26 protein-coding genes are annotated in these 24,462 nt (G+C 39.4%); 17 read left to right on the forward strand and 9 right to left on the reverse strand.

Translation table 11 applies throughout. The annotated features are described in order from the left end of the window. Positions 1–401 precede the first annotated feature (401 nt). Entirely contained in the window at positions 402–974 is a 573-nt protein-coding gene (locus tag M5A78_RS22515; RefSeq protein WP_248737525.1) for a DNA-3-methyladenine glycosylase I, read from the forward strand. A gap of 12 nt (positions 975–986) precedes the next feature. Here the strand turns inward: M5A78_RS22515 and M5A78_RS24760 are convergent, their stop codons facing one another. The 3 genes from M5A78_RS24760 to M5A78_RS22525 all read right to left on the reverse strand — a co-directional run bounded on the left by M5A78_RS24760 (position 987) and on the right by M5A78_RS22525 (position 1,990). Continuing rightward, positions 987–1,115 (reverse strand): hypothetical protein, encoded by a 129-nt coding sequence (locus tag M5A78_RS24760; RefSeq protein ID WP_264760479.1) that lies wholly within the window; start codon positions 1,113–1,115, stop codon positions 987–989. 31 nt (positions 1,116–1,146) lie between these two features. Beyond that, complete coding sequence (locus M5A78_RS22520; RefSeq protein WP_248737526.1) at positions 1,147–1,572, reverse strand: hypothetical protein; 426 nt, start codon at positions 1,570–1,572, stop codon at positions 1,147–1,149. 256 nt (positions 1,573–1,828) lie between these two features. Then, complete coding sequence (locus M5A78_RS22525) at positions 1,829–1,990, reverse strand: hypothetical protein (RefSeq protein ID WP_248737527.1); 162 nt, start codon at positions 1,988–1,990, stop codon at positions 1,829–1,831. Positions 1,991–2,283: 293 nt separating this feature from the next. On the opposite strand from M5A78_RS22525, the gene M5A78_RS22530 reads away from it, so the two are divergent. Next, positions 2,284–2,940 carry a TetR/AcrR family transcriptional regulator gene (locus M5A78_RS22530; protein WP_248737528.1) on the forward strand — a complete coding sequence of 219 codons (657 nt, stop codon included), beginning with the start codon at positions 2,284–2,286 and terminating at the stop codon, positions 2,938–2,940. 33 nt (positions 2,941–2,973) lie between these two features. Further along, entirely contained in the window at positions 2,974–3,705 is a 732-nt protein-coding gene (locus tag M5A78_RS22535) for a GTP pyrophosphokinase (RefSeq protein WP_406603737.1), read from the forward strand. A gap of 93 nt (positions 3,706–3,798) precedes the next feature. On the opposite strand, the gene M5A78_RS22540 is transcribed toward M5A78_RS22535, so the two are convergent. After that, a complete protein-coding gene (locus M5A78_RS22540) occupies positions 3,799–3,960 on the reverse strand; it encodes a hypothetical protein (RefSeq protein ID WP_248737529.1) in 162 nt (53 codons plus the stop codon). Between the two features lie 175 nt (positions 3,961–4,135). Further along, positions 4,136–5,245: a metallophosphoesterase gene (locus M5A78_RS22545; protein WP_248737530.1), complete on the reverse strand. Its 1,110-nt coding sequence runs from the start codon at positions 5,243–5,245 to the stop codon at positions 4,136–4,138. A 238-nt stretch (positions 5,246–5,483) separates the two neighbouring features. On the opposite strand from M5A78_RS22545, the gene M5A78_RS22550 reads away from it, so the two are divergent. After that, positions 5,484–5,831: a metal-sensitive transcriptional regulator gene (locus M5A78_RS22550; protein ID WP_248737531.1), complete on the forward strand. Its 348-nt coding sequence runs from the start codon at positions 5,484–5,486 to the stop codon at positions 5,829–5,831. 61 nt (positions 5,832–5,892) lie between these two features. Here the strand turns inward: M5A78_RS22550 and M5A78_RS22555 are convergent, their stop codons facing one another. Both M5A78_RS22555 and M5A78_RS22560 read right to left on the reverse strand, forming a co-directional pair. Further along, entirely contained in the window at positions 5,893–7,167 is a 1,275-nt protein-coding gene (locus M5A78_RS22555) for an MFS transporter (RefSeq protein ID WP_248737532.1), read from the reverse strand. Between the two features lie 24 nt (positions 7,168–7,191). Continuing rightward, complete coding sequence (locus tag M5A78_RS22560; protein WP_248737533.1) at positions 7,192–8,499, reverse strand: alkaline phosphatase family protein; 1,308 nt, start codon at positions 8,497–8,499, stop codon at positions 7,192–7,194. A gap of 196 nt (positions 8,500–8,695) precedes the next feature. Between M5A78_RS22560 and M5A78_RS22565 the strand changes: the two genes are divergently transcribed. Then, a complete protein-coding gene (locus tag M5A78_RS22565; protein WP_248737534.1) occupies positions 8,696–9,607 on the forward strand; it encodes an alpha/beta hydrolase in 912 nt (303 codons plus the stop codon). A gap of 201 nt (positions 9,608–9,808) precedes the next feature. Then, positions 9,809–10,303: a flavodoxin domain-containing protein gene (locus M5A78_RS22570; RefSeq protein WP_248737535.1), complete on the forward strand. Its 495-nt coding sequence runs from the start codon at positions 9,809–9,811 to the stop codon at positions 10,301–10,303. Between the two features lie 240 nt (positions 10,304–10,543). On the opposite strand, the gene M5A78_RS22575 is transcribed toward M5A78_RS22570, so the two are convergent. Continuing rightward, positions 10,544–10,918, reverse strand: coding sequence for a nucleotide excision repair endonuclease (locus tag M5A78_RS22575; protein ID WP_248737536.1), 375 nt, complete (start codon positions 10,916–10,918; stop codon positions 10,544–10,546). A gap of 335 nt (positions 10,919–11,253) precedes the next feature. Here M5A78_RS22575 and M5A78_RS22580 point away from each other — a divergent pair, with 335 nt between their 5' ends. Further along, a complete protein-coding gene (locus tag M5A78_RS22580) occupies positions 11,254–11,835 on the forward strand; it encodes a TerD family protein (RefSeq protein WP_248737537.1) in 582 nt (193 codons plus the stop codon). 200 nt (positions 11,836–12,035) lie between these two features. Continuing rightward, positions 12,036–12,431, forward strand: a complete 396-nt coding sequence (locus tag M5A78_RS22585; protein WP_248737538.1) for a hypothetical protein — start codon at positions 12,036–12,038, stop codon at positions 12,429–12,431. 60 nt (positions 12,432–12,491) lie between these two features. Here M5A78_RS22585 and M5A78_RS22590 read toward each other — a convergent pair whose 3' ends face one another. Beyond that, the gene (locus M5A78_RS22590; protein WP_248737539.1) at positions 12,492–13,562 is read right to left on the reverse strand and encodes a putative glycoside hydrolase; all 1,071 of its coding nucleotides are present in this window, start codon (positions 13,560–13,562) and stop codon (positions 12,492–12,494) included. A gap of 112 nt (positions 13,563–13,674) precedes the next feature. Between M5A78_RS22590 and M5A78_RS22595 the strand changes: the two genes are divergently transcribed. The 9 genes from M5A78_RS22595 (at position 13,675) to M5A78_RS22635 (ending at position 24,371) form a co-directional block, all read left to right on the forward strand. Then, on the forward strand, positions 13,675–15,186 hold the full coding sequence (locus tag M5A78_RS22595) for a helix-turn-helix domain-containing protein (RefSeq protein ID WP_248737540.1): 1,512 nt from the start codon (positions 13,675–13,677) through the stop codon (positions 15,184–15,186). A gap of 183 nt (positions 15,187–15,369) precedes the next feature. Further along, positions 15,370–17,049 carry a urocanate hydratase gene (hutU, locus tag M5A78_RS22600; protein WP_248737541.1) on the forward strand — a complete coding sequence of 560 codons (1,680 nt, stop codon included), beginning with the start codon at positions 15,370–15,372 and terminating at the stop codon, positions 17,047–17,049. Positions 17,050–17,070: 21 nt separating this feature from the next. Beyond that, positions 17,071–18,363 (forward strand): imidazolonepropionase, encoded by a 1,293-nt coding sequence (hutI, locus tag M5A78_RS22605; protein ID WP_248737542.1) that lies wholly within the window; start codon positions 17,071–17,073, stop codon positions 18,361–18,363. Beyond that, the gene (locus M5A78_RS22610; RefSeq protein WP_248737543.1) at positions 18,341–19,336 is read left to right on the forward strand and encodes an agmatinase family protein; all 996 of its coding nucleotides are present in this window, start codon (positions 18,341–18,343) and stop codon (positions 19,334–19,336) included. The genes hutI and M5A78_RS22610 overlap by 23 nt, the downstream gene beginning before the upstream one ends. 408 nt (positions 19,337–19,744) lie before the next feature. Further along, on the forward strand, positions 19,745–20,875 hold the full coding sequence (locus M5A78_RS22615) for a serine/threonine-protein kinase (RefSeq protein WP_248737544.1): 1,131 nt from the start codon (positions 19,745–19,747) through the stop codon (positions 20,873–20,875). 108 nt (positions 20,876–20,983) lie between these two features. Further along, the gene (locus tag M5A78_RS22620) at positions 20,984–22,099 is read left to right on the forward strand and encodes a glycosyltransferase family 4 protein (RefSeq protein ID WP_248737545.1); all 1,116 of its coding nucleotides are present in this window, start codon (positions 20,984–20,986) and stop codon (positions 22,097–22,099) included. Continuing rightward, positions 22,096–22,887: a HipA family kinase gene (locus M5A78_RS22625; RefSeq protein ID WP_248737546.1), complete on the forward strand. Its 792-nt coding sequence runs from the start codon at positions 22,096–22,098 to the stop codon at positions 22,885–22,887. Before M5A78_RS22620 ends, M5A78_RS22625 begins: the two co-directional genes overlap by 4 nt. 94 nt (positions 22,888–22,981) lie before the next feature. Then, complete coding sequence (galU, locus tag M5A78_RS22630) at positions 22,982–23,860, forward strand: UTP--glucose-1-phosphate uridylyltransferase GalU (protein ID WP_248737547.1); 879 nt, start codon at positions 22,982–22,984, stop codon at positions 23,858–23,860. 274 nt (positions 23,861–24,134) lie between these two features. Continuing rightward, complete coding sequence (locus M5A78_RS22635) at positions 24,135–24,371, forward strand: glutaredoxin family protein (protein ID WP_248737548.1); 237 nt, start codon at positions 24,135–24,137, stop codon at positions 24,369–24,371. Positions 24,372–24,462 lie beyond the last annotated feature (91 nt).

Below are 24,462 nucleotides of genomic sequence, written 5' to 3' on the forward strand. Positions count from 1 at the left end.
TTGTATTGTTGTACCTTTCATTTTGGTCAATCTAATGAGGAGCTAAACTAAACGTGGGTCGGAATCATTTTCATTTTAGATGGTGGTGACGAGGAACGAGTCACCATATGAGTTTTCTGTGGAAAAGGGGCGGAGCGCCGCAAAAATGAATCACTTTAACCAGTTAAAGTGAAATACCCCTTTCACTAGACGAAAGATGTGAAGTCTAGCTCTGCTCTCACCGCCTTTATTAGGTGACTACGGCTTGTTCTCTAAATTTATTTCCATGATAGGGTTGGGAGTTGAGGCTCATGATAGTTTTTTATGGTGGAAAATAAATGCTAGTTCCATAGTGTATTAAATGGGTATTATTGTTATAATTTTAATATACCAATAGGAAAATAAGTTTGGGGGTTACAAAAATGAATAGATGTGGCTGGGTCAATCAGGATCCTCTATATATCGATTACCATGATCATGAATGGGGAGTCCCTGTCTATGAGGATCGCTTGCTATTTGAATATTTAAATCTTGAAGGGGCACAGGCAGGCCTAAGCTGGTATACGATTTTAAAGAAGCGGGAGAATTACCGCAAAGCCTTTGATAACTTTGTTGCTGAAAAAATCATCCGGTATGATGAGTGTAAAATAGAAGAATTGTTACATAATGAAGGAATTGTCCGAAATAAACTGAAAATAAATGCGGTCATAACAAATGCAAGGGCCTATTTGCAGGTGATCGAGGAATATGGCTCCTTCCAAACGTATATCTGGTCATTTGTAGGTGGGAAGCCAATTCAAAATCACTTCAAAGAAATGAAAGATGTTCCGGCAACAACCGAAATCAGCGATAAATTAAGTAAAGATTTAAAGAAACGCGGGTTTAAATTTGTCGGCTCAACGATTTGTTACGCGTTTATGCAGGCAGTTGGCATGGTAAATGACCATATCATCACGTGTGACTGCTATCAAAAGGCCGTACACATAAAAAAATAAAGAAAAAAGCGATTATCTCATCTGGGAGACATCGCTTTCTTTCGCTTGGGTAAAGAAAAAGATAAAGACAGCGATGGAAAGTAAAAATAAAAATATACCACCTTTTGATGGTTCAATGGTAGGTAAATCAGTTAAGGCCATAAAAGCACACCCTTCATTTAGTATTGAACCATTAGGAATCAACATTTAAATAATCAGTCACAATCCAGCGGAATTGCGTGAAGACTTTTTCGATATCGGGCAAGGTGTAATCGTGTTTAGGAATACCAAATATGGGTCCTGACATATTGATGGTAAATCGCCCTGGGCCTAAAAAGACACCTGACACATTAATCTGATCGATAATTAATAATACTGCTAAAATAATATCTCCAACGTCAATGACTAAGCTTAATGTTTTATTCCCATATTTCCCTTCCAATCGGGCAATGCCAGTTAATGGCCCGCCCACTGATAACGCAAATCCACCTGGTTCAATAATTAATCGGGAGATGGTAAGTTGCCCCGTTAAAAGTAATCCAGCGGTAATGAGATCGAGATTTCGTTGAATCAATTGAACTGAACGGATTCCTTGGTTGAATTCACAAATATTCTTCAATTTCTTCACATCCCATTGAAACCAAACGCTTCGTATTTTTTTGCTGAGGATATGAATTCTTTGTTAAAAGAGATATCTTTTGTATGTTATGAAATAACGCGATGAATGGTTTTTCAAATTTAAAAGAAATTTGGGCAGATTTGAAAAGCGCAAGCACTCGAGCTTGCCCGTTATCTAGACAGATGATATAAAGCCCAGCATTTTAAAAAAAGCCCACCACGATTGTGATGGACTTCATTGGAAAACGAAAAGGTTTTTACTGTATTGGTTTTTCAATCAGAAAATCAGTGGTAGGAATCGGAATGATTTTTCCGCCAATTTGAACGTGAACGGTATCGTTGAAAATGGCTTTCACAATTCCTTTTAATGAAATGGTTGAATTAACAGCGATTTTTTTTGTTTCAGAATGATTGGCCAAAGTATTCAACACCTTTCTAAGGTTTTACATCCTATTAATAGTGGAGACAATAAAAAAATACTACACATATAATATTCGCAAAAAATATTGTAAATTCCTTTATTGATTATCATCTGTTAAAAAAATTTTGTTCATGTTACCCTCATTCCATTAATCAAGGGGTGAAAAATAGTGAAGTGATGGTAACATGAACTACAGTTCAAGTATTACACGGTTTTGGCTGACTGTCAACCGTAAAGTGAACTATGGTTCATTTTTTTATTATGTGTTATGATAGGAAATGAGGTGATAAAATGTCAGACCGTGAGGATATACTTGTTGGCGATTTTCCATTTGTCCCTAAACAGGAACGTGCCCAACAAAAAAGAAATGCACTGCTCGAAAGCGGGCATATGTTATTTTTTTCTAAGGGATACGAACACACAACGGCAAAGGAAATTGCCGCTCATGCAGGAGTAGCTACGGGAACCTTTTATCGTTATTTTTCAGATAAACGACAACTTTTAATGTCTCTATTAGAGGATAAATTAGACAAGCTTCTGCCCCCTGAACCGAGTTGGCTTTCCTGTGATCCTGAAGCTTTATTAGCGTCACTTTTGGAAGCCCATAATGATCGGCTTAAAGAGGTAGGACTTCGTCGCGTGCTGCCTGAATTATTGCCTAAGGATCCAGAATTGGCAGAAGTATTGAGTGTGGCCAGGAGAAAGATTCATGGAAGAATCCTTTCTGGATTAAAACAAGTAAGTGAATGTGGGTTAACCTGGAAAGATTTAGATATGGATACAGTCACATGGTCGATTATGGTTTTAGCGGAAAATGGGCCTGATAAAGAGAAACAAAGCGGAAAGCAGGCAGATTACCATGAACTTGCTAAAGTGATGTGCCGCATGGTATTTCCGCCAGATATATTGAAAAAATTGCGAACCGAAGAAAAAAGTCCAGCAGAATAACTGGCTAAACTTCGATGGAGAGGACATAACTAATTGAATATTGAGCAAATGATTGATATGAAAGAACTTAAAGCACTGAAATTGGAACTGACGAGATTTATGATGGCCTACAAATTTGCTTTAGACGAAATGAATACGAAAATAAATATTCTAAAAGATGAATTTAATTATATTCATGACTATAATCCAATAGAACATGTAAAGTCGCGGATTAAGTCACCAGAAAGCATTTTTAAGAAGGTATATCGGAAGGGCTATAATTTTTCTTTAGCCTCGATTAAAGAAAATGTAAGGGATATTGCAGGAATTCGGATTACTTGTTCGTTTAAATCTGATATTTACGAATTAAGTAATATGATCGCCGGTCAAAAAGATGTTCGAGTTGTTGATTATAAGGATTACATTAAAAATCCAAAGCCAAATGGTTATCAAAGCCTTCATTTAATTTTAGAAATACCTATATTTATGTCAGACCGTGAGGAATTAACCTATGTTGAGGTTCAAATACGGACGATTGCAATGGATTTTTGGGCCAGTTTAGAACATAAAATATATTATAAATACAACAAGGAAGTGCCGAACCAAATGGTCGCTGAATTAAAAGAGGCCGCTGTAATGGCAGAAGAGTTAGACAGCAAAATGGAACGGCTCCATAAAGAAATTTCAGAAATTAAACAAGCTGAACATGAAAAGGAAGAGGAAATGTCGTTAATGAATGGAAGTTTTAATCTTCCATTTATTGAATACCTGCTGCAAAAAAAATAGCTTTGTTAAGATTTTGATGCTCAAAAAAGCCTCTCACGTTAGGTGGGAGGCTTTCTTTGATAAATTAATAATCAATTAGCAAAGTATGGAAAACTATCGTATTGGTTTTTCTAGCTGGAACTCTGATGTTGGAAGTGTAATAACCTTTCCACCAATTTGTACATGAATGGTATCATTGAAAATTGCTTTTACGATTCCTTTAAGTGAAATCATCGAATTAACCGAGATTTTTGGAGATTCAGCTTGGTTTGCCAAAGTAATCAACACCTTCCAATTGTTATGAAAATATTATAAATGAAATCGAACAAATAAAGCGAGATTAAAGAATCAGAGAAACGGAAAAATGAGAGGTTACCATAAAAAAATATTCAAAAGAGCATCTAAATAAACTCGGTTGTGAATCTACAGCATCTATGGACAATGATTCTGATTACGAAAATGTTATATCAATTTGGATAATTTCCGACCGGCTACCAATCCGAAGGGGTGGACCCCAAAATCCAAACCCTGATGAAACAATGGTATGCAGCTGATTTTTTTGCAAATAACCCCAATCGAGTTCAAATATTCTGCGAGTAATCAAATGATTCGGGGCCATTTGACCTCTGTGTGTATGTCCTGAAAGAAGCAAGTCGACATGATGTTTCTCAGCTAGCTTTATTTCAGCCGGTTGATGATCCATCATGATGAGGGGAAGAGTTGGGTCCATGTCTGCTAGTAAATTCTCGATTGACAGCCTATTGATATCCGTTTTGTCTTTTCGGCCGGCAAGATAAAAAAGATTATCTACCTTTATTACTTGATCAAGTAAAATTGATATACCGATTCGTTCCATTTCCTTTAAAAATCTTGGGATTTCGCCGCCATAATATTCATGGTTTCCCAAGACACCGAAAACGCCTAGTGGAGCTGATAATCTCTGCAAGACATCCCCCATTTTCTTTTGGAGAAAGGGTTCGGGATCGTCGTCGATGATATCACCCGGTAATAATATGATATCTGGTTTCAGTTTGTTTACTTCGCGGACAAGCCGGCGAACATGGGCTAAACCAGAGAGTCTGCCAAAATGCATATCAGAGGCCATGGCGATTTTTAGATGTGAACGGTCATTAATACGTTTTGGGATAACAATGGAAAAAGTCCGAACCACCGGGCTGTAGGCATTATAAGTTCCATAGCTAAAGAGAAGGACAAAGGCTGCAAGAACCGCTCCACCGACCCAAATAATGACCGATGTTGTCGGTAGACCGGCGAAAACTAGAATGAATGCAACAAGATTTGCTAGTGGTAGGAATAAGATTGCGTATTGGAATAACCCAAACCAATACGAGCCGATTATTTTAAATAGAGGGACTCTTTTTAGAAAATGACCAATGATATAGGAATAGGAAATGATGCCAACCAATAAACCGTAAATCCATTTATCCTCCAGACCGAATGCTGTATGAAGCCAAACCCATTCGTTCCAGGCAATATAAAAGCTGAAAACGGAATAGATAATGATAATGAGTATGAAATTTAATAACATTCGTGTTTTCATATAAAACTCCTTCAGTCATAGACTTTTTGGTCTTAGGGGATTACAATTATTTGTAAAATAGGTCAATTTTTTTAGAATACTTGAATTGTAGTTCAAGTATTACATGTTAAAAAAAGACTGTCAACAAATCAAAACGAATACTATGACAGTAGGCCGTTTCTCGATTATATTAATGGATTAGCTTGTCGTATTACTATACCGGGGTATGATATAATAAGAAAAAAAGGAGGGCGTTCGTATGTCTTTTGATCAAGATAACGGGGAAGAACAATTGGATGAATCCTGTTGCGCACATGACGGTAGCCAACGAAAAAGCCATCATTCCGATAAAGTGAAGAATAATCTCGTGACAAGACTTAACCGTATTGAAGGCCAAATTCGTGGTATCAAAGGGCTAATTGAAAAAGATACGTACTGTGATGATGTCATAAACCAGATATCCGCTACTACATCTGCACTAAATAGTGTTGCAAAAATTTTGTTGGAAGGCCATATGAAGAGTTGTGTGGTGGAAAGAATTCAAGAAGGCGATCTTGAGGTTTTAGATGAGATTCTGGTCACAATTCAAAAGTTAATGAAAAAGTAATGCTGGAAAAATCAAGGTAAATAAATGAGAGACCTCACAACACGGTGAGGTCTCGTCATTTTTATTGAGAAAGCGTGTTTGATTTTGAGATATTGTTTACTTCTGGTACGCGCAGGAGGATCAGGCCGCCGATGATGAACAATACGATTAAACTAAATACGCCGCTGTTTGTATTGCCCGTTAACTGGGCGGTTAATCCGACTAAAAACGGTCCTAAGATCGCGGCAAACTTATAAAAAATACTATAGAACCCAAAGAACTCATTGGCACTTTCTTTTGGTACCAGCTTTGCAAAATAGGAACGGCTTAATGCCTGGATTCCACCTTGAGAGGAGGCAACAAGCATTGCCAGAATCCAGAAATCTAAAGTAGTTTTTAAGAAATAGGCGTACGTACAAATCACAATATAGATAAAAATCCCAACCAGAAGCATCGTCTTACCCTTGAATTTATCGGCAAGCCTTCCATATAAAATCGCAAACGGAGCAGCGACAACTTGGGTGGCAAACAAAATAATCAATAGGTTAGTAGAAGTGATGCCTAAATCGGATCCGTATGCTGTCGACATCGTAATGATGGTATTAACCCCGTCAATGTAAAAGAAATAAGCGAGTAAAAATAGAAATAAAGGACGATAAAGCTTTATTTTTTTAAACGTTTCGAATAACTGTTTAAAACCATTTGCAATAGGGTTTGGCACACGTTCCTTATAATAAACCTGCTGCACATTTTTTAACATCGGGATGGTGAATAAGCCCCACCATAAAGCGGTTATCGCAAATGCCGCTTGACTTGCCACAGGCACCGATAAAGGAATAATGTTTTTCTGCGATAAAATGATAAGGGCAATGCTGATAATGAATGGGATCGTGCTTCCAATGTAGCCCATTGCAAATCCTTTTGAAGAAATCTGATTCATCCGTTCTTCTGTCGTCACATCGACAAGGAAGGCATCGTAGAAAATATTGGTTCCGCCAAAACCAATGACGGTGAGCATATAACAGATTAATAAGATCAGCCATTGATTACTAGGCACAACGGCAAGCAGAAGGGTGAAAACAATTCCAAGGGCTAAGAAAAAGGCAAAAAATCGTTTTTTAAACCCTTTGAAATCGGCGATACTCCCCAAAATGGGTGCACAAATCGAAATCAACAGTGTAGCAAAGGAATTGGCATACCCCCAATAAGCCGTGGAGGTAGAAGCCGCCAGTCCAGCCGTTTTGGCCGCTGCTTTAAAGTATAATGGAAAAATGGCGGTAGTTATGAGAATGGAATAGGCAGAGTTTGCCCAATCATAAAACACCCAGCTTTTTTCTTGCTTCGACATTCGACTCATTCAATTTCCTCCTTTTTTTAGTCTTTATAAAGTCAAAATTTCTTCAATCACCCGTCCATCAGTATTTCCTAAATTAACACCAAGAAGCCTAGCGAATGTCGGGCCTTCATCAATGAGCCGAATCCTTGGGAGCGTAATCGGTTTAATCCCTTTCCCAGCCGCCATAAAAGTTGTGCCGTAATTCTCTTTTTCTGGTGAATATCCATGGCAGGCTAATGTATATTTTTTATCTGCCGTAACATCCTCCTGGGTAATGGCTTTGATATACTCCCCTTCAAAATCTTCTAAAAAGTAATAACCTCTTTGGGCCTCAAGCATGAAGGCGCAAGTCCCGTCTGCCCCTTTTTCAGCCGCTTGTTCACCAGTAAGAGCCCTTTCAATTCCCGAATCAGGGTCTTGGAGCAATGAATCCACAAGAAGCTTTACTTCATTAAATGTCGTGGTATCGTGCGTGTCTTTTAGATAAATATATGCGGAGCCATCACAACTTTTACTATAAGCCTTCCAATTAATTAGCTTACCTTTTGCATTGGTTGTGATTAACCTTTGTTTATGTAAAAGTACATTGATATGGAGCGCCTTATTTTCATCGAGGGCACTATGATCGCCTAATACTACTACGGTCGATTTTTCATAGAGTCCGCTTTCCTTTAAGGCATCAATAATTCTGCCCAACCGCTCGTTATGGCGATGAATCGCTGCAATTGCTTCCTTACAAGAAAACCCATGATAATGGCGCTGAGAATCCAAATCGGTAAAATGGACCATCAATAAATTCGGTTTTTTTGTTTTAATTGTATGGACGGTTGATTCTAGGACAAAGTCATCCAATTCCGGCTGATTCAAACCGTGGCGGATATGGCCGTAGCGTTTATTTAGTTCCAATTGAAAACGGGGAGTACCGTTCATTAGTGAAATCAGGATTTGATTTTGCCAAGAACGATTGGCAAAAATCTCGGGCATGTTATAGTCAATCTTTGCTTTTGCCGTCACTGGCCATAATAAAGCAGCAGTCGTCATGTTTGCTTTTTTTGCTTCATCATACAAAGTCGTACCTTTGATAGAATTGCGGTACCAATTCCAGTCCGGAGAAAGTATACCTGGCTGCAAGAGGGTATTATTAATCACACCATGACGTTTCGGATAATTTCCGGTCACGATCGTCGCATGACATGGATAGGTCACAGAAGGGTAAATAGATTCGACATTTTCTACATAAGCCCCATTTGTCAATATGGTCTGAAAGTGTGGTAATTCTTTTAAAATAGGAAAATCTAAAGCAGCTAAACAATCAAAGGAAATAATAACTAAATGATCAGTAAGTCGATTCATAAAAAACCTCCACGTTTATGGTTTCCGGTTAATTTAATTGTACTATAGGAAATGGACCAATTGTTACAGAATGTTTACGAAATTTTCGAAAAATGAAATAAAAATGATGAATTTCAGACTGGAAGTTATATGTAAAAAAGGTTTTTTCAGTATAATGAATATAGATAAATCGAAGCTTGAAAGGGGGATAGGGACCATGCCGAGTTTCAAAAGTTTTTTTTTAGAAAAAGTAATTAAACTAACTGTAAAAAGAGTTGGTGGTAAAAGTTTGCAAAAAAAGGGGATAAAGGAAAGGCGCCAAAAGCTGGATGCTGCCTCTAAAGCATTGAGGATGCCAAAAAACTGTATGGTTGAGCCGCTTGATATGGATGGAATTTACGCAGAGTGGCTTTCCTATAGTGACTCAAAAAATGACAAGGTCATTCTTTATTTGCATGGCGGGGGTTATGGATATTGTTCCGTACAGACACATAGGACGCTTGCGGCTGGAATTGGAAGGGCAGCGGGGGTAAAGGTGCTTTTACCGGAGTACCGGCTTGCACCTGAACATCCATTTCCGTCTGCGATTGAAGATGCGGTCTGTGTTTACCGCTGGCTGCTCGGGCAAGGTTACCAATCCACCAACATTATTTTTGCCGGTGATTCTGCTGGTGGCGGCTTGAGTATCGCAACTTCTTTGGTGCTGAAAAATCAGAATGAACGGCTCCCGGCAGCGCTTGTCTGTCTTTCTCCATGGGTGGATTTAACAAGCAGTGGGGAAAGCTATCAAAAAAACGGAGGGGTAGATCCGTATTTGAACGTGGATGGTGTGAGGAAAACCGCACGGATGTATGCAGGAGAGGCAGCCCTCGATCATCCGTTGATTTCACCAGTTTTTGCCGATTTAACAGGACTTCCGCCACTGTTCATACAAGTTGGCAGTCATGAAATATTGCAAAGTGATGCAGAAATGCTTGCGGCCCAGGCACGTAAAGCAGGGGTTAAGGTCACGATGAAGGTTTGGGATGGAATGTGGCATGTTTGGCAAATGAGCGGTGATTTCATACCAGAATCAAGAAAGGCGATTAATGAGATTGGGGATTTTGCAAAGATGATATTTAGTAGATGAAAATTGGACCATTTTATCTGCTTTAGCTGGAGATGGGCATTGGTGCCTGACACCATAAGTGAATTGTAAAAATTTTGCCAATATTTTTGCGGGTATTGGCTTCAATAAGATTTATAATGGAATTAAATATATTCACAACCAAGCCTATTCAAAAGTAATCGCGGCTGGTTTTTTTGTAAAATTTCGGAGAGGGGTATTTTCATGAAAAGTCTAATTGTTTATTGCTCATCCCACGGGACTACAGAAAAAGTAGTAGGATTATTAAGTGAGAATCTTGAAGGAGAAGTATTATCGGTAGATTTGAAGAAAGAGAAGACCGTATTTGACCTCAAAGATTTTGATACCGTCCTTATCGGCGGTTCCATTCATGCCGGCACCATTCAAAGGAGAATCAAACAGTTTATCAAAAATAACCACGATGAGCTGCTTGAAAAGGATTTAGGGCTTTTCCTATGCTGTATGCGTGAAGGAGATCTGGCGATTGAGCAATTTAATCATGCCTTTCCCCAAGATTTACGGAAAAACTCGGCGGCGCTTGGCTTGTTTGGCGGAGAATTTCTTGTTTCGAAAATGAACTTTTTTGAAAGACAGGTTGTAAAAAAAGTAGATAGTATCATTTCTGATCAATCAAATTTAGATGTGGAAGCGATAAAGGAGTTTGCATCAAGGTTGAATCGTCTGAGGAATTTGGTTTAGGGGGTATTAAGTCCTAAGTTTGTATGTATTTGCTAGCGAAAAAATTCTTGCGCGGCCACCGTGATATTATTTTTTAAATAGGAATGCCTAAATGACGTTTCTGCCTTTGCAGGAGCGTTTTTTCATTGAATGAATAATCGAAAATAATGCATCGGTTGAAATAGCTGGGTATCAGTTAACAAGAAAAGAGCAGGTTATCCATATCCGTAGATTCATACCCACTCTTTTCATTAATTAGAATTATTTATAGAAAACCTTATCGATATTGTATTTCGCATGAAGAGTATTAATAATATAGGTTTCATATATTTCTCTCTCCATCGGGTCTTCCACCACACATACGGCAATCCTATAAACTTCATTGCGAACCGTTTTGATCGGGGAAACAGTATCTTCAAAATGTCTCTTTACCCGTGGTCTTAATTTTCTAGCTTTACCGATAAACAACAATTCATCGTTTGCGTTAAAAAATAAGATAATTCCGCCTTTATCCCTGGGAATTTTATTGTAATCGGTGAATCCATATACACTGCTTAATGGGGATTCCACTTTTTCTCCAACTTGCCTATTTTTTGTAATCACGATATCTGGGTTAGGTATTTCAATTTTTATCATAAAAACAATCGCTCCCTGCTTAAAAATAAACGGTTCACCCGTTTTGCTAACAGTTTATTATAGCATAACCAACCATTCTTGGTTTGACTTTCTTAATTTAACCATATTTCTCAATGGATAATCTTGTTCAGAGAGGACCTACTGATTTAAAATGATAAATATGAAAATAATGGTAGTAAATTAAAGTTGATTTTTGTACACTTAAAGGAGGTATAATAATTTTTAGGAATGACATTTTTCTAAGTGTGGTATTGTTAATTGTAGGTTAAGATTGTTATTAGCTTTCTATTTTATTAGAAGGTTACATAAAAAATAGAATACGAAAGGGTGTTAGTATGGCAATTTCATTGTCTAAAGGTCAGAAGGTTGATTTAACAAAAACAAATCCCGGTTTATCGAAGGTAGTTGTTGGTCTTGGCTGGGACACCAATCGATATGATGGCGGTAATGATTTCGATTTAGATGCAAGTGTGTTCTTATTAGATGCTAACGGCAAATGTGCTTCTGATCGAGATTTTATTTTCTATAATCAGCTAGAAGGTGGAAATGGGTCTGTTGTACATACAGGTGATAACCGCACGGGAGAAGGAGACGGCGATGATGAGCAAGTTAAAGTAAATTTAAGTGCTGTTCCTGCTCAAGTAGAAAAAATCTCGTTTGTTATTACGATTCATGACGCTGAAGCACGCGGCCAGAATTTTGGACAAGTCTCGAATGCCTTCTGCCGTATCGTCAACGAAGAAACGAATCAAGAAATAGTTCGTTATGATTTGGGAGAAGATTTCTCTGTTGAAACAGCGATTGTTGTTGGGGAATTGTACCGTCATAACGGCGAGTGGAAATTCTCAGCAGTCGGCTCTGGCTACCAAGGCGGACTCGGCCGCATCGCAACAGACTTTGGTCTAAACGTAGGCTAAACCTAGGAAAAAAAGGGAAAAGAACAAGGACAAGAAGGATGAGCAGATCCTGCTTGTCCTTTTTTCTTGTTTGATACTCTTATTATTTTTTTTATTATTAAATGAATACAGCGTTTTGTTTAGTATGATGTGTAGAAAGTGCTTCGTTTATCGGGTTATGGTAAAATAAATAACTATTGGGAAAGGAGAGAGATAGTTACATGAGGTTTTTAATAGAAACACAGATTCTTGCCATTTTATTTGCGTTTTTTTGGGTTTTATACCTAAATATAATAGCTTTTTTTGATCAGCCTGGTCGTGCACTTCAATATATTAATTGGTTTGTTTTTGGATTTGCTATTCTCCTAACAATTATTTATTTTCTAATGACCAAATATTTCATCGGGCGAAACTGGATGGCTGTTCTTTTAATTTTGCTTCCATATTTCCTGATTTACCAGCCCTTTTTCGAGCGACTTCAATCAAGCTTAGTGAATGATAATTATAGAATGATGATTAATTTCTTATCTCGGTCAACAGGGACGCTTCATGTTATTACGATGCTTTTTGGGATAATGATGGGGATTATGTTCTCAAAGCCGCAAAGTAAGGGTTAATTTCCTTAAAGGAAAACAGGACAAATACCACGCCAATCAGCAGGTGTTTGTCCTGTTAACTTAATAGGGTGTATAGTCAACGTTTACCGTATAGTGATTGGAACCGTTCCATAATAAAAATTCATCAATCCCCTGGGCATGTAAGGCGCGGATCTGATCTTCGATTTCCTGCTTGCCGTAAACTTTATAATTCCCTTTACCGAGCCATGTAGCGGTGAAATCCTGAAGCCATGGCCTAGATTTTGGTGGTGTGGTCAATTTTTTCAAGCGGCTATTTTCCACCTTTGCATATGCTTCAACCAGTCGAAAAGGCTCCAAATCAGGCTTTGTAATCCCAAAATTACTTGTCCAATGACTTGGATAAATCATCGCAGAAATTACATCGACATGCTGAGAGATTTGTGAAAAGTTCTGGCCAATTCCGCGTGCTTCAGGGATCACTGTTGCATTGCCAAACGTATCGACTGACACCTTAACCCCATATGGCGTTAATTTTTCCTTAGCATATTTAACAAAACCAGTCACCGCGGCAACGCGATGGCTGCCATTGTTTTTACCAGAATAGGTAAGGCTACCTTCAATGGCTTCAAATTTTTCTGGAAATCTGACATAATCGAATTGGATTTCTTTAAAGCCGAGGGTGGCAGCTTCAATTGCCATCCCGATATTATAGTCCCAAACCTCTTTTTGAAAAGGATTCGTAAATGAATCTCCACGTGAACTGCGCCAGATTCCTTGTGAAGTTTTAAAGGACCAGCCTGGGTGAGCATTCGCTAACACATTGTCTTTAAAAACAACAATTCTCGCAATCGGATAAATATGATTTTTCTTTAAAGTCTGAATCAGTTCTTTGGGGTTTGTAATAACAGGACGAATGGCTCTAAAATATGATGATTTTTTTTCAGGATTGAAAGTTAGATTACCGTGGTCATCCTTAATATCAATAACCATCGCATTCAAATCTGTCTCCTTGACGAGGTTCAGTAACTGTTTAAATTGCGGTCCTTGTGTGTTCGAAGCAGTTACATAAATACCCCTAATCGGTTCCTTCCATTCATGAGTACTTGCCCTAATGTTATTGAAGGTAAAAAAGGTGGCAATGACGATTGCTAAAACAAAGACTTTCCGCACTCCCTCACTCCTCGGTATTTTTTTATTATCGTTTACACTTGAAGAAGAAATCATTCGTATCGTGCTATTACTTCGTTTTATGTATAATTGAGGGAGAAGGGGTGACTTCTTTATGGAAGGTAAGTGGCTGATTGCCGATCGGGATTTGAATGAGCGGGAGGGGTTAAAGTGGCTGTTGAAAACCTCTTCGATTCCAGTCACGAACATTTTACTGGCTTCAAACTATCAGGAATTTATTGTTTTGTTTGAAAAAGAAACCCCTGATATTGTTTTAGTAGAGCTTGATATGATAAGTAAAGGAGAATGGTCGACCTTTCGCGAGTTGATGCAAATATACGCCCCCGTTTTACTGTTAACAAGTGCGGAAGCGACCTTTGAAAAGGCAAGACTGGCGATTGACATGCAGGCCCTAGACCTGATGATTAAACCGTTTTCGACAACTAAGGTGAAGTCAGCCTACCAAAAAGCTTCCCGAAAATTAACAATAAAAAATAATGCAGCTGGAAGCCGTCATTCATATTATTATAAAGATATTTCCTACGAAGCTTTATTTCTTTCACAAGCGACGTTCATAGAGAGCTATCAAATTGCAGCCCTTCAGACGGAGAGCAACGCAACAATTGACACATTGCACTCTTTTTTAACTGAATATCCTTTCAAAGATGTACGTGGAATTTTCCCTTTGAGTGATATGATGATCCTTTTATTTAAGGACACATGTCCGAATATAACGGAACAGTGCCAAAAGGCGATGAGAAGGTGGGAGGAGGAATTTTCCGATCCCCTTGCAATCGTTATTCATAAGGGCCATGATCATTCCATGTCATTAAATCAGAAATACCTGCAAATAAGAAAAATGATGGAGTTCACCTATTACAAGGGATATCAGCAGGTAGTGGAGTTTGAATATTCCCCGGATTGGGTTCACACCGACCCTTTCTTGACACCTCCTGAACAACGGGCATGGGTTGAAATGCTTACTACCATTGACTTAGAACAAATAAAAAATTGGCTTTATGATGAATTCCTACAATTAAAAGACCCTTATCCTGATCCTGGCCTAGTAAGGATCAGACTGACGAGTATTTTAGCTCAAGTACGAAGATTTATGAAAACGTATAATTTACATGAAGACCACGATTTGGAGCGGGATTACCGCTATATTTTCAATTCCATATTGTATGATACCGTTCTTTATCGGACTGTTCAGAACCTGATTTTATTTATCCAAAGACTATTTCTTGGTGCTGAAACGAGCATCCAAAACCTAAAGCAAGATCCGATAGAACGAGCAATTGCTTATATGGAGGCTAACTTTTCCAATAGTAACCTTCGACTGGAAGACGTCGCGAAATATGTGGACCGCAATCCTTCCTATTTCAGTCATCTGCTTGCGTCGAGAACGAGTTCAAGCTTTACCGACGTTTTGTCTGGAATAAGGATGAAGGAAGCGAAACGGTTATTACTGGAGACAAGCAAGCAGGTAAAAGAAATTTCAGCTCTGGTCGGTTATCAAAATTCAAATTACTTTAGCAAAATGTTTAAAGAAATCATCGGGTTGTCACCGCGGGAGTTCCGAATGAAAAAAGTGGATATGTTGAACGGTGAGATAGGCTCAGGATGAATCCTGAGTCTATTTTTTCTAAAAATATTACTTGTTTCTAAAAATATTATCATTGACTCTGTCTGTAAAACCCATATTATCTATCTTAAGATAAAAATACTATCTTTTATATAAGTTTTCAGTGGTATTTTTCAGAAGATTTCATTTTTATAATAAAATAAATGATAAAAAGGAGTGGAATCGATGGAAAAGAATACGGTGAAACCGAGAGTCATTAAAAACTATAATGGAACAGAACTACATGCAAAGGGGTGGATTCAAGAGGCAGCGCTTCGCATGCTGATGAACAACCTTGACCAAGAGGTTGCCGAAAGACCGGAGGATTTAGTAGTTTACGGGGGAATTGGTAAAGCTGCTCGTAACTGGGAGTCATATGATGCGATTGTGAAAACGCTGCTTGAATTAGAAAATGATGAAACATTGCTAATTCAATCTGGTAAACCCGTAGCTGTTTGGAAGTCTCATAAAGACGCACCTCGTGTATTACTTGCTAACTCCAACCTCGTTCCAGCCTGGGCGAATTGGGAGCATTTCCATGAGTTAGATAAAAAGGGACTGATGATGTACGGTCAAATGACGGCGGGCAGCTGGATCTATATTGGTAGCCAAGGAATTGTTCAAGGAACGTATGAAACCTTTGCCGAGCTTGCTCGTCAGGAATTTGGCGGAACATTGAAGCACACGATCACATTGACAGCCGGTCTTGGCGGCATGGGTGGTGCACAGCCTTTAGCAGTTACCATGAACGATGGAGTCTGTTTAGCGATAGATGTCGATGAAACGAGAATAGACCGTCGGATTGAAACCTCATACCTTGATGTAAAAACAAACGACTTAGAGGAAGCATTGAAAATGGCTCATAAGGCGAAGGTAGAAGGAAAGGCGTTATCAATCGGCTTATTAGGAAATGCGGCTGAAATTTTACCATTAATGATTGAAAAAGGCTTTAATCCTGATGTACTAACAGATCAAACCTCTGCACACGATCCTTTAAACGGCTATATTCCAGTTGGTTATTCATTACAAGCAGCAGCAGTGTTAAGGAAAGCAGACCCGGTTGGGTTTGTGAAGCTTGCTAAACAAAGTATGGCTATACATGTGCAAGCCATGTTGAAAATGCAAGAAAAAGGTGCCGTAACGTTTGATTACGGTAACAATATCCGTCAGGTTGCAAAGGACGAAGGCGTAGAAAACGCATTTGACTTCCCAGGCTTCGTTCCAGCTTATATCCGTCCGTTGTTCTGTGAAGGAAAAGGACCATTCCGCTGGGCAGCCCTTTCAGGTGACCCTAAAGATATTCACAAAATTGATGAAGCTTTGCTACGCGAGTTCAAAGATGATGAGCATCTTTGCAAATGGGTTAGGATGGCTCAGGAAAAAATCAGCTTCCAAGGACTTCCAGCACGGATTTGCTGGTTAGGTTATGGTGACCGCGCCCGTTTTGGAAAAGTGATTAATGATATGGTTGCCTCCGGTGAGGTTTCTGCACCAATCGTTATTGGCCGTGATCATTTGGACGCTGGTTCTGTTGCCTCGCCAAACCGCGAAACAGAGGCAATGAGAGATGGCAGTGATGCGGTTTCTGACTGGCCGATTTTGAATGCGATGATTAATGCCGTTGGTGGTGCTAGCTGGGTTTCTCTACATCACGGCGGCGGAGTCGGCATGGGTTATTCCCAGCATTCCGGCATGGTTATTGTGGCTGATGGATCAAAAGATGCGGAAGTTCGCCTTGAGCGGGTATTAACAACTGACCCTGGTATGGGTGTGGTTCGTCATGCGGATGCTGGTTATGAGCTAGCGATTAAGACAGCAAAGGAAAAAGGCATAAAAATGCCAATGCTTCAGCAAGACCAAGACTAAGTCTGAAAGGATGAGAGCTGAATGAGTAAGGCAATATTTATCAGGAATGCTTCCCAGCTTGTTACCTTGCAGGGGAGTTCCAATACTCCCCGTGTTAAGGGTGAGATGTCTGAGCTTGGCATCATTGAGGATGGTAGTGTCTGGATAGAAGATGGAGTTATCCAAGCAGTTGGTAAGGATGAAGAACTTTTAGTGAAGTATGAAAGCCGTTTGTCTGAAGTAGAGGTAGTGGATGCCAGGGGTAAGCTTGTCACTCCTGGACTCATAGATCCGCATACCCATCTTGTTTTTGCTGGTAGCAGGGAAAATGAGTTTAATATGCGCCTGCAGGGTGCAACGTACATGGAAATCATGAACGCCGGCGGCGGAATTCATGCGACCACTAGAAGGACTCAGGCAGCGACACATGAAGAACTTTTTCAACAAAGCTTTGAGCGTTTAAATCAGTTCTTGCGTCATGGCGTAACTACTGTTGAAGCTAAAAGCGGCTATGGAATGGAATGGGAAACTGAGCTAAAGCAGCTGGAAGTAGCGAAGCAATTGAATGAAAATCATGTGATTGATGTTGTTCCTACCTTTATGGGGGCACATGCCGTTCCAAAGGAATATAAAGAAAACCCTGATGAATTTATACGGCAGCTGACTGAGGAAATGATTCCGAAGGTGGCAGAACTTGGACTGGCAGAATTTAATGATGTCTTCTGTGAGCATGGCGTTTTTACCCCGGAACAATCTCGGATGATTCTTGAAGCCGGCCGAAAATACGGATTAATTCCAAAAATCCATGCCGATGAAATTGAGCCGTATGAAGGAGCGGAGCTAGCTGCGGAGGTTGGTGCTATTTCAGCAGACCATTTATTAAAGGCATCGGAAAAAGGGATGAAGGCTATGGCGGAGAAGGGTGTCGTCGGAGTATTACTTCCAGGAACAGCTTATTTCTTGATGGCTGAATTTGCTAATGGCCGAAAAATGGTTGATTTGGGAGTGCCTGTTGCGTTATCGACTGACTGTAACCCTGGTTCGTCACCAACTGTATCCCTGCCATTTATTATGAATCTTGCCTGCTTAAGAATGGGGATGACGCCGGCTGAGGTCATTACCGCAACGACCATTAATGCAGCACATGCGATTAACCGCGGCAGTGAGATTGGTAGTTTAGAAGTTGGCAAAAAAGGGGATATTACCATTTTTAATGTTGAGAATTATATGAAGCTACAGTACTCCTATGGTATAAACCATACGGATACCGTGGTGAAAAATGGTCAGGTGGTAGTCAGGGGAGGTCAGTTAAATGAAGAGCTTTCTTTATCCTAAACTTAATCCACCAAGCTTTATATGGGTGAGACCAGAACAGGGAGAAGTTATTTCAAAAGTTCACGAATGGATCGAGCCTTTGTCAAGTGCAGCTGACCCTGTAAATAGGAAGGACACCGATTTTGTTATCGTTGGTGTCCCACTTTCCCGCTCTTCGATTAGCGCGTCAGGTGCCTCTGAATTTCCTGATGCTTTCCGCCGTGCGTGGAAAGGCTTTTCTACCTATAATCTTGATGAAGACGTTGATTTGTCAGGAAGGACGGCGGTTGACGCGGGAGATGTGCCGATGCATGTAACGGATATCCACCGCTGCCATGAGAATATTATCGAAGCGTCGGCAACACTTCATCAGCATTTCTCGACTTCGAAGGTGTGCGCGATTGGCGGAGACCATTCCATTACGGCAATGATGGTTAAAGGGATTTATCAGGCAAGGCCCGACGAAAAAATTGGGATTCTCCAGTTTGATACCCATTTTGATTTACGTGATATGACTGATAATGGTCCTTCCAATGGTACCCCGATGCGGAACTTGATTGAAAGTGGTGTTGTTGAAGGCTCGAATATGTACAACATTGGTTTGCATGGATTTTTTAATACCAAGGATTTAAAGCAGTATGCTGATGAAAAAGGCGTCAATTATATAACATTAGGGCAAGCGAGGAAAAAAGGCATCGAGGAAACAGTCCGTCAAAGTTTAGCAGAGCTGGCGGCAAAAGTTGACACAATTTATTTAACCGTTGATATGGATGTCCTTGATATTGCTTATGCCCCAGGGGTACCGGCCTCAACACCAGGGGGCATGACAACAGCCGAATTGTTAGAAGGGGTACTTGTGGCAGGAAGACATCCAAAAGTCAACAACCTGGACATCGTCTGCCTCGACCCACAAAAAGACACACCAGTCCAGCCAACCGTCAAACTCGGCACACACATCTTTTTAACCTTCTTAACAGGTGTAATGTTGCGATAAAAGGTGGTGTCAGGCACCACAGAAAGACATTTTCGTCTATTTGTCCACCACAGGCGGACACTACGGGAGTTTTTTATTGATTTGAGGCACCCTCGTCATTATGGCGAGGGTGTTTTTTGTTTCCTGCTATTTTTTTTGAATGATTTCAGGAGTTTCCACAAGTATCATTTCCCCCATACAGAATTTTTGATATTTAGCCACTTGCCTATACGTTTTATAGCATCTTTGAATTAAATATAAAAAGTGATTAGACTCCTATCGGTTATTTCGTGACAGGTTTAATGGGATTTTAGTCAGACAAGCATGAAAACATGGAGGAAGACACAAGGATTTTATTTATTGTCTTTGCACAAATAATGGGAAAACGATTTGTTCGCCATTTTTTATAGGATTTAAAGGAGGAGAAATATGGATATTAAACAATTGAATAATTGGCTAAAAGATATCCAAGTAATAAATGTTGATAATTCAGATGTTGATGTTGTAAATAACTCACCATTAATTATGCTTGGAAAAGGTCGTCAGGGTGCGGTCTTTCAAGTTTCTGATGATATTTGTGTAAAGGTGTTCGGAAATGCCGAAGATTGTGACCGTGAACACTTTGCTTTATCCCTTGGACAAGAAACCAACCTCTTTCCGAAAATACATGCGAAAGGGACACTCTTTCTCGCGATGGATATTGTTAAAGGGGTCGATGTTCGTGAATACCTTCAATCGCAGCCTCTAACCCCGGAACTTTCCAGGAAGCTAATCGAAATGCTAATCACATTTAAGAGCATTGGCTTTGAGCGGATTGACCATCATAAACGGCAAATTTATATACAGGAAGATGGGAACTTGAAAGTAATCGATGTGGCAAGGACGGTTTGGCGTGACCGCGTTTATCCTTTTCCCCGAAAATTATTGATCTCCTTAGGGGAGGAAAATAAAGCAATCTTTTTAACACATGTCCAAGAAATGGCACCTGAGTTATATGCTGAATGGCTCCACTACATCCGGATGGAAGAAATATCCCATCAAATTTATCAAATCCTGCTTCCAGAACGACCAGACAAGGATAAGGTGAAAAACCTAAGTGAAAAGTTGTTAACAACGAAGGATGAGGAACAATATGTTGTTCAACTACAGGGGTTAGTACACAAGGTGTTCAAAGAAGAATGGGTCAAAACGATGCTGGCTCGGGGAAAAAATCCTGAAGCAGTTATGAAAAAAATAGATGAATATTGGGATTCGCTTGAACATGAAAAACTTCGCGACCGTGACAGAGACCGTGACAGATATCGAGACATAGATCGAGACCGAGATCGAGACCGAGATCGAGACCGAGATCGAGACCGAGATCGGGACAGAGATCGGGATAGATACCGAGAACGAGATCGGGACCGAGACCAAGACAGGGGTCACAAAGGAGAAAGACGTTTTGTTGGAGAAGGAAGTCCTCGTCACCATGAAAAAAACCGCGATGGGGGAAAACGTTTTGAAGGGGAAAGATACCGTGATCGTCTAGGTGGCATGAAAAAACGCCAACACTATATATAAATAAATAACATGAATCTACTCTAACATGTCTATAGAGAAAAAGAAGGCAGGCTATAATTATCGCCACCCAAAATGAGGAGGACCCATATAATACAAGGAGCTAACAACATGAAAGTACTTGTAATCTGGCGTCTGCTTACTGTTGGCGGAGTAAATGCAGGATGGCGAAATCGAGCTATTTATTTTAAAAAGCATGGAATCGACACAGAATTTCTCTATACCACCGATCACGGCGGCCTCCATATTATGGAGGATGTAGCCAAAGTTTATTTAACAAAGGATAAACAGGAAATTATTAAGATCATTAATGATAATGCCTATGATGCGATCATTGTCGTCGACACGGGTGCTGCCTATAAATGGATTAAAAAAGCGAAATATAAAGGTCCTATTTTAATTGAAGCACGGACGCCAGAGCTGATTAAGCTACAGCCCCATTTAAAAAACTTCAAAGGAATTCTTCCAGAATTAATTATTGTTCCTTCACAATATCAAATGCGATTGGTCTCTATTCTGACAGATGCCATTCCTATCCAGGTCATCTATAATGGTGTAGATACTTCCTTTTTCCGGGCGTTACCTGCGGAGGAAATTGATCTCACTAGTGCGCCCACATTGACTAAGGGTAAAAAAATTATTGGTTGGATTGGCAGATTAGACAAACGTAAGAACTGGCCCATGCTTGTTGAAATTACCAAACAGATTAAAAATGAACGGAATGATATTGAATTTTGGATCATCGGTGGAGCGCAGAGCATCCAGCGTGAAGAGTTTGCAACTGTTTGGAAAGGGGAGGACCTTACCGATATTATCAAATGGTTTCCTGTCATTCCTTATCAACAAATGCCACATGTTTATGCGAAAATACGTCAATCTGGCGGTTGCACCCTTGCTACTACTAAAGCAGAATCGTTCGGGAATACCTTTATTGAATCGATGATATGTGGTGTGCCAGTTGTTGCCTCTAATATCATGCCAATTAATGAAATCGTGGTAAATGGGGAAACAGGACTTCTTTTCCGAGGACAAAATGTCGAGGATGCTGTTAAGCAAATCTATAATATTATCGACCATCCAGAAATACATCAACAAATGTCGCAGGCGGCGATTCAGAAAGTGGAAGAAAAGTTTGCCATTCAAGTGGTTGCGGATCAATATATTGACTTGTTACAAAAAATGGTCCCGACAGTTATTGCTGACCAAGGTGAGGTGAATATTCCATGATCGAGCCAATTGAATACATTAGAAAACTAGAGGGGAAATCGAATGCTCATTTAATCGCTTTTAGTGATGGAAAAGACTATGTGGTGAAATATTTTCAACAAGGTTTTGAAAAATCATTACCGAATGAATGGGTTGGCTATTGCTTGGGAAGATATCTTGGACTCCCAATCCCTTATGCCAAAATAGTAGAAATTCCACAAGGATTTTCTTCTCAATTGCCCGAACTTTTACAAATGAGCCACACACAGTCCCAATTTGCTTCATTGTATGTTCCTAATTGTTTGGATGGTCATCAGGTTTCAAGTGTCCCCAATATTATTAATCATTCATCATTAGCAGGGATTATCTTATTTGATTATTGGTTGTGTAACCAGGACCGCACGCGCAAAAATATTCTATTAAGGGAAGAAATAGAAGATTCTTACCATCTTTGGATTATTGACCAGGCTGAAGTTTTCGGATCTTACAATTGGCAGCAAAGTGATTTGGAAAACTTACCAGTTGAAATGATAAAAAGTGCAACACATCAAATAATGGTGTCCTTTATCGAGGATGAGGAACAGTTTTTTAAGCAACTGAAATTAATTCAAACCATTCCTATTCTATTAATCGAAGAAATTGTTGAATTAATTCCTGATGACTGGAATGTCACAAAGGATGAAAAAAAGGCGATCGTATCCGCGCTAGTGACTCGGCGCAAAAAAATTCTTCCAGATTTGCTGCACAAATTTATAAAAAAGATTTACCGACCACTAAAAGAAACCTCCATTAACTCCCAGACCCGATAGGGAAAGGGAGTTGTTGGTTTATAGGTTTTTGTCATGAACAGAGTTTGTCGATGTGCATAAAATAGATAAAAAAGAGAATGGATGGAGGCAGGCTATGAAAATCCGCAAGGCCATTATTCCAGCCGCTGGCCTCGGAACTCGTTTTTTACCAGCCACAAAAGCACAACCAAAGGAAATGTTACCAATTGTTGATAAACCAACAATCCAATACATTGTGGAAGAAGCGGTCGCATCGGGGATTGAGGAGATTATCTTGATCACAGGCAGGGGAAAAAGGTCAATTGAGAATCACTTTGATAAATCCTATGAGCTGGAAGATACATTATTAAAAAAGAATAAGTTAGATGCATTAAAGGAAGTCCAGTCAATTTCAAGCTTAGTAAATATTTATTATGTCCGGCAAAAGGAGCCAAAAGGGCTCGGACATGCAATTCTTTGTGCTAAAAGTTTTATTGGTAAAGAGCCATTTGCTGTTTTATTAGGCGACGATATCGTCATGTCGGAAATTCCTTGTTTGAAGCAGTTAATTGGTGTTTATGAAAAGAATAAAAGTTCAGTTATCGGTGTTCAGAATGTCCCGGAAGATGATGTTAGTAAATACGGTATAGTTAAGACAAAGGGTTCAATGGGAGGTTCAAATCTTTACAATGTTGATTTTTTAATAGAAAAACCAAAAGTGGAGGACGCTCCTTCCAATTTGGCGATCATGGGCCGTTACGTATTACAACCTGAAATCTTTGAAATATTAGAGAAGCTCCCAATTGGAAAAGGGAATGAACTACAACTTACCGATGCCATTAATGAGCTAAACAAACTGAAGACAGTCTTAGCATACAATTTTCAGGGAAAACGCTACGACATAGGTGACAAAATCGGCTACATTAAAGCAACAATCGACATCGCCCTAACCAGACCCGACACAAAAGAAGAAATACTCGCTCACATAAAAAAAATCAAAAAACGACTTAAATAACGGCTTAAATTTATGGTGTCAGGCACCACAGAAAGACATTTCTGGCTAAATGTCCGCCGTAGGTGGACAAAATGGAATTTAATTCAAATTTTTATGCAAACTTCGTGATTTTACGGGGTTTGTTTCTTTTTTTATGCCAATATAGAATTTTAGCGTCAAGTGTTTATAATGGAATTATTGCTTGGGAAAGCGCAAGAAATGACATTTCTCGAGTTAGTGGCAGATCTCGTTTTTTACTTTGCCTTATGAAATTTAGAAAGGGGAAAAAGTAGTGATGAAAAAGCAGATAATCGTTTATACCACAAACGATTGCATTGAATGCGATTTAGTAAAACAGGTACTTAAACAGGAAGGGATCCCTTTTGAAACAAGGAACGTATCAGAAAACCCTGATTATCAAAAGGAAGTAGAGGAACTTGGTTTTATGGGTGTCCCGGTCTCCGTGTTCGATAATCGAGTGGTGAAGGGATTTACAAATGAGCTTAAAGAGCTAATGGATATAGCCCGATAAGGCATGAGGGAAATTCCACTTGGAGAAAAAAGGTATTCATTGACGATAATTGGAGTATCAAATCAATGTTGATTTGACACTCTTTTTTTTT

It is taken from the genome of Neobacillus rhizosphaerae (assembly GCF_937468385.1).
Lineage (GTDB): Bacteria > Bacillota > Bacilli > Bacillales > Cytobacillaceae > Neobacillus > Neobacillus rhizosphaerae.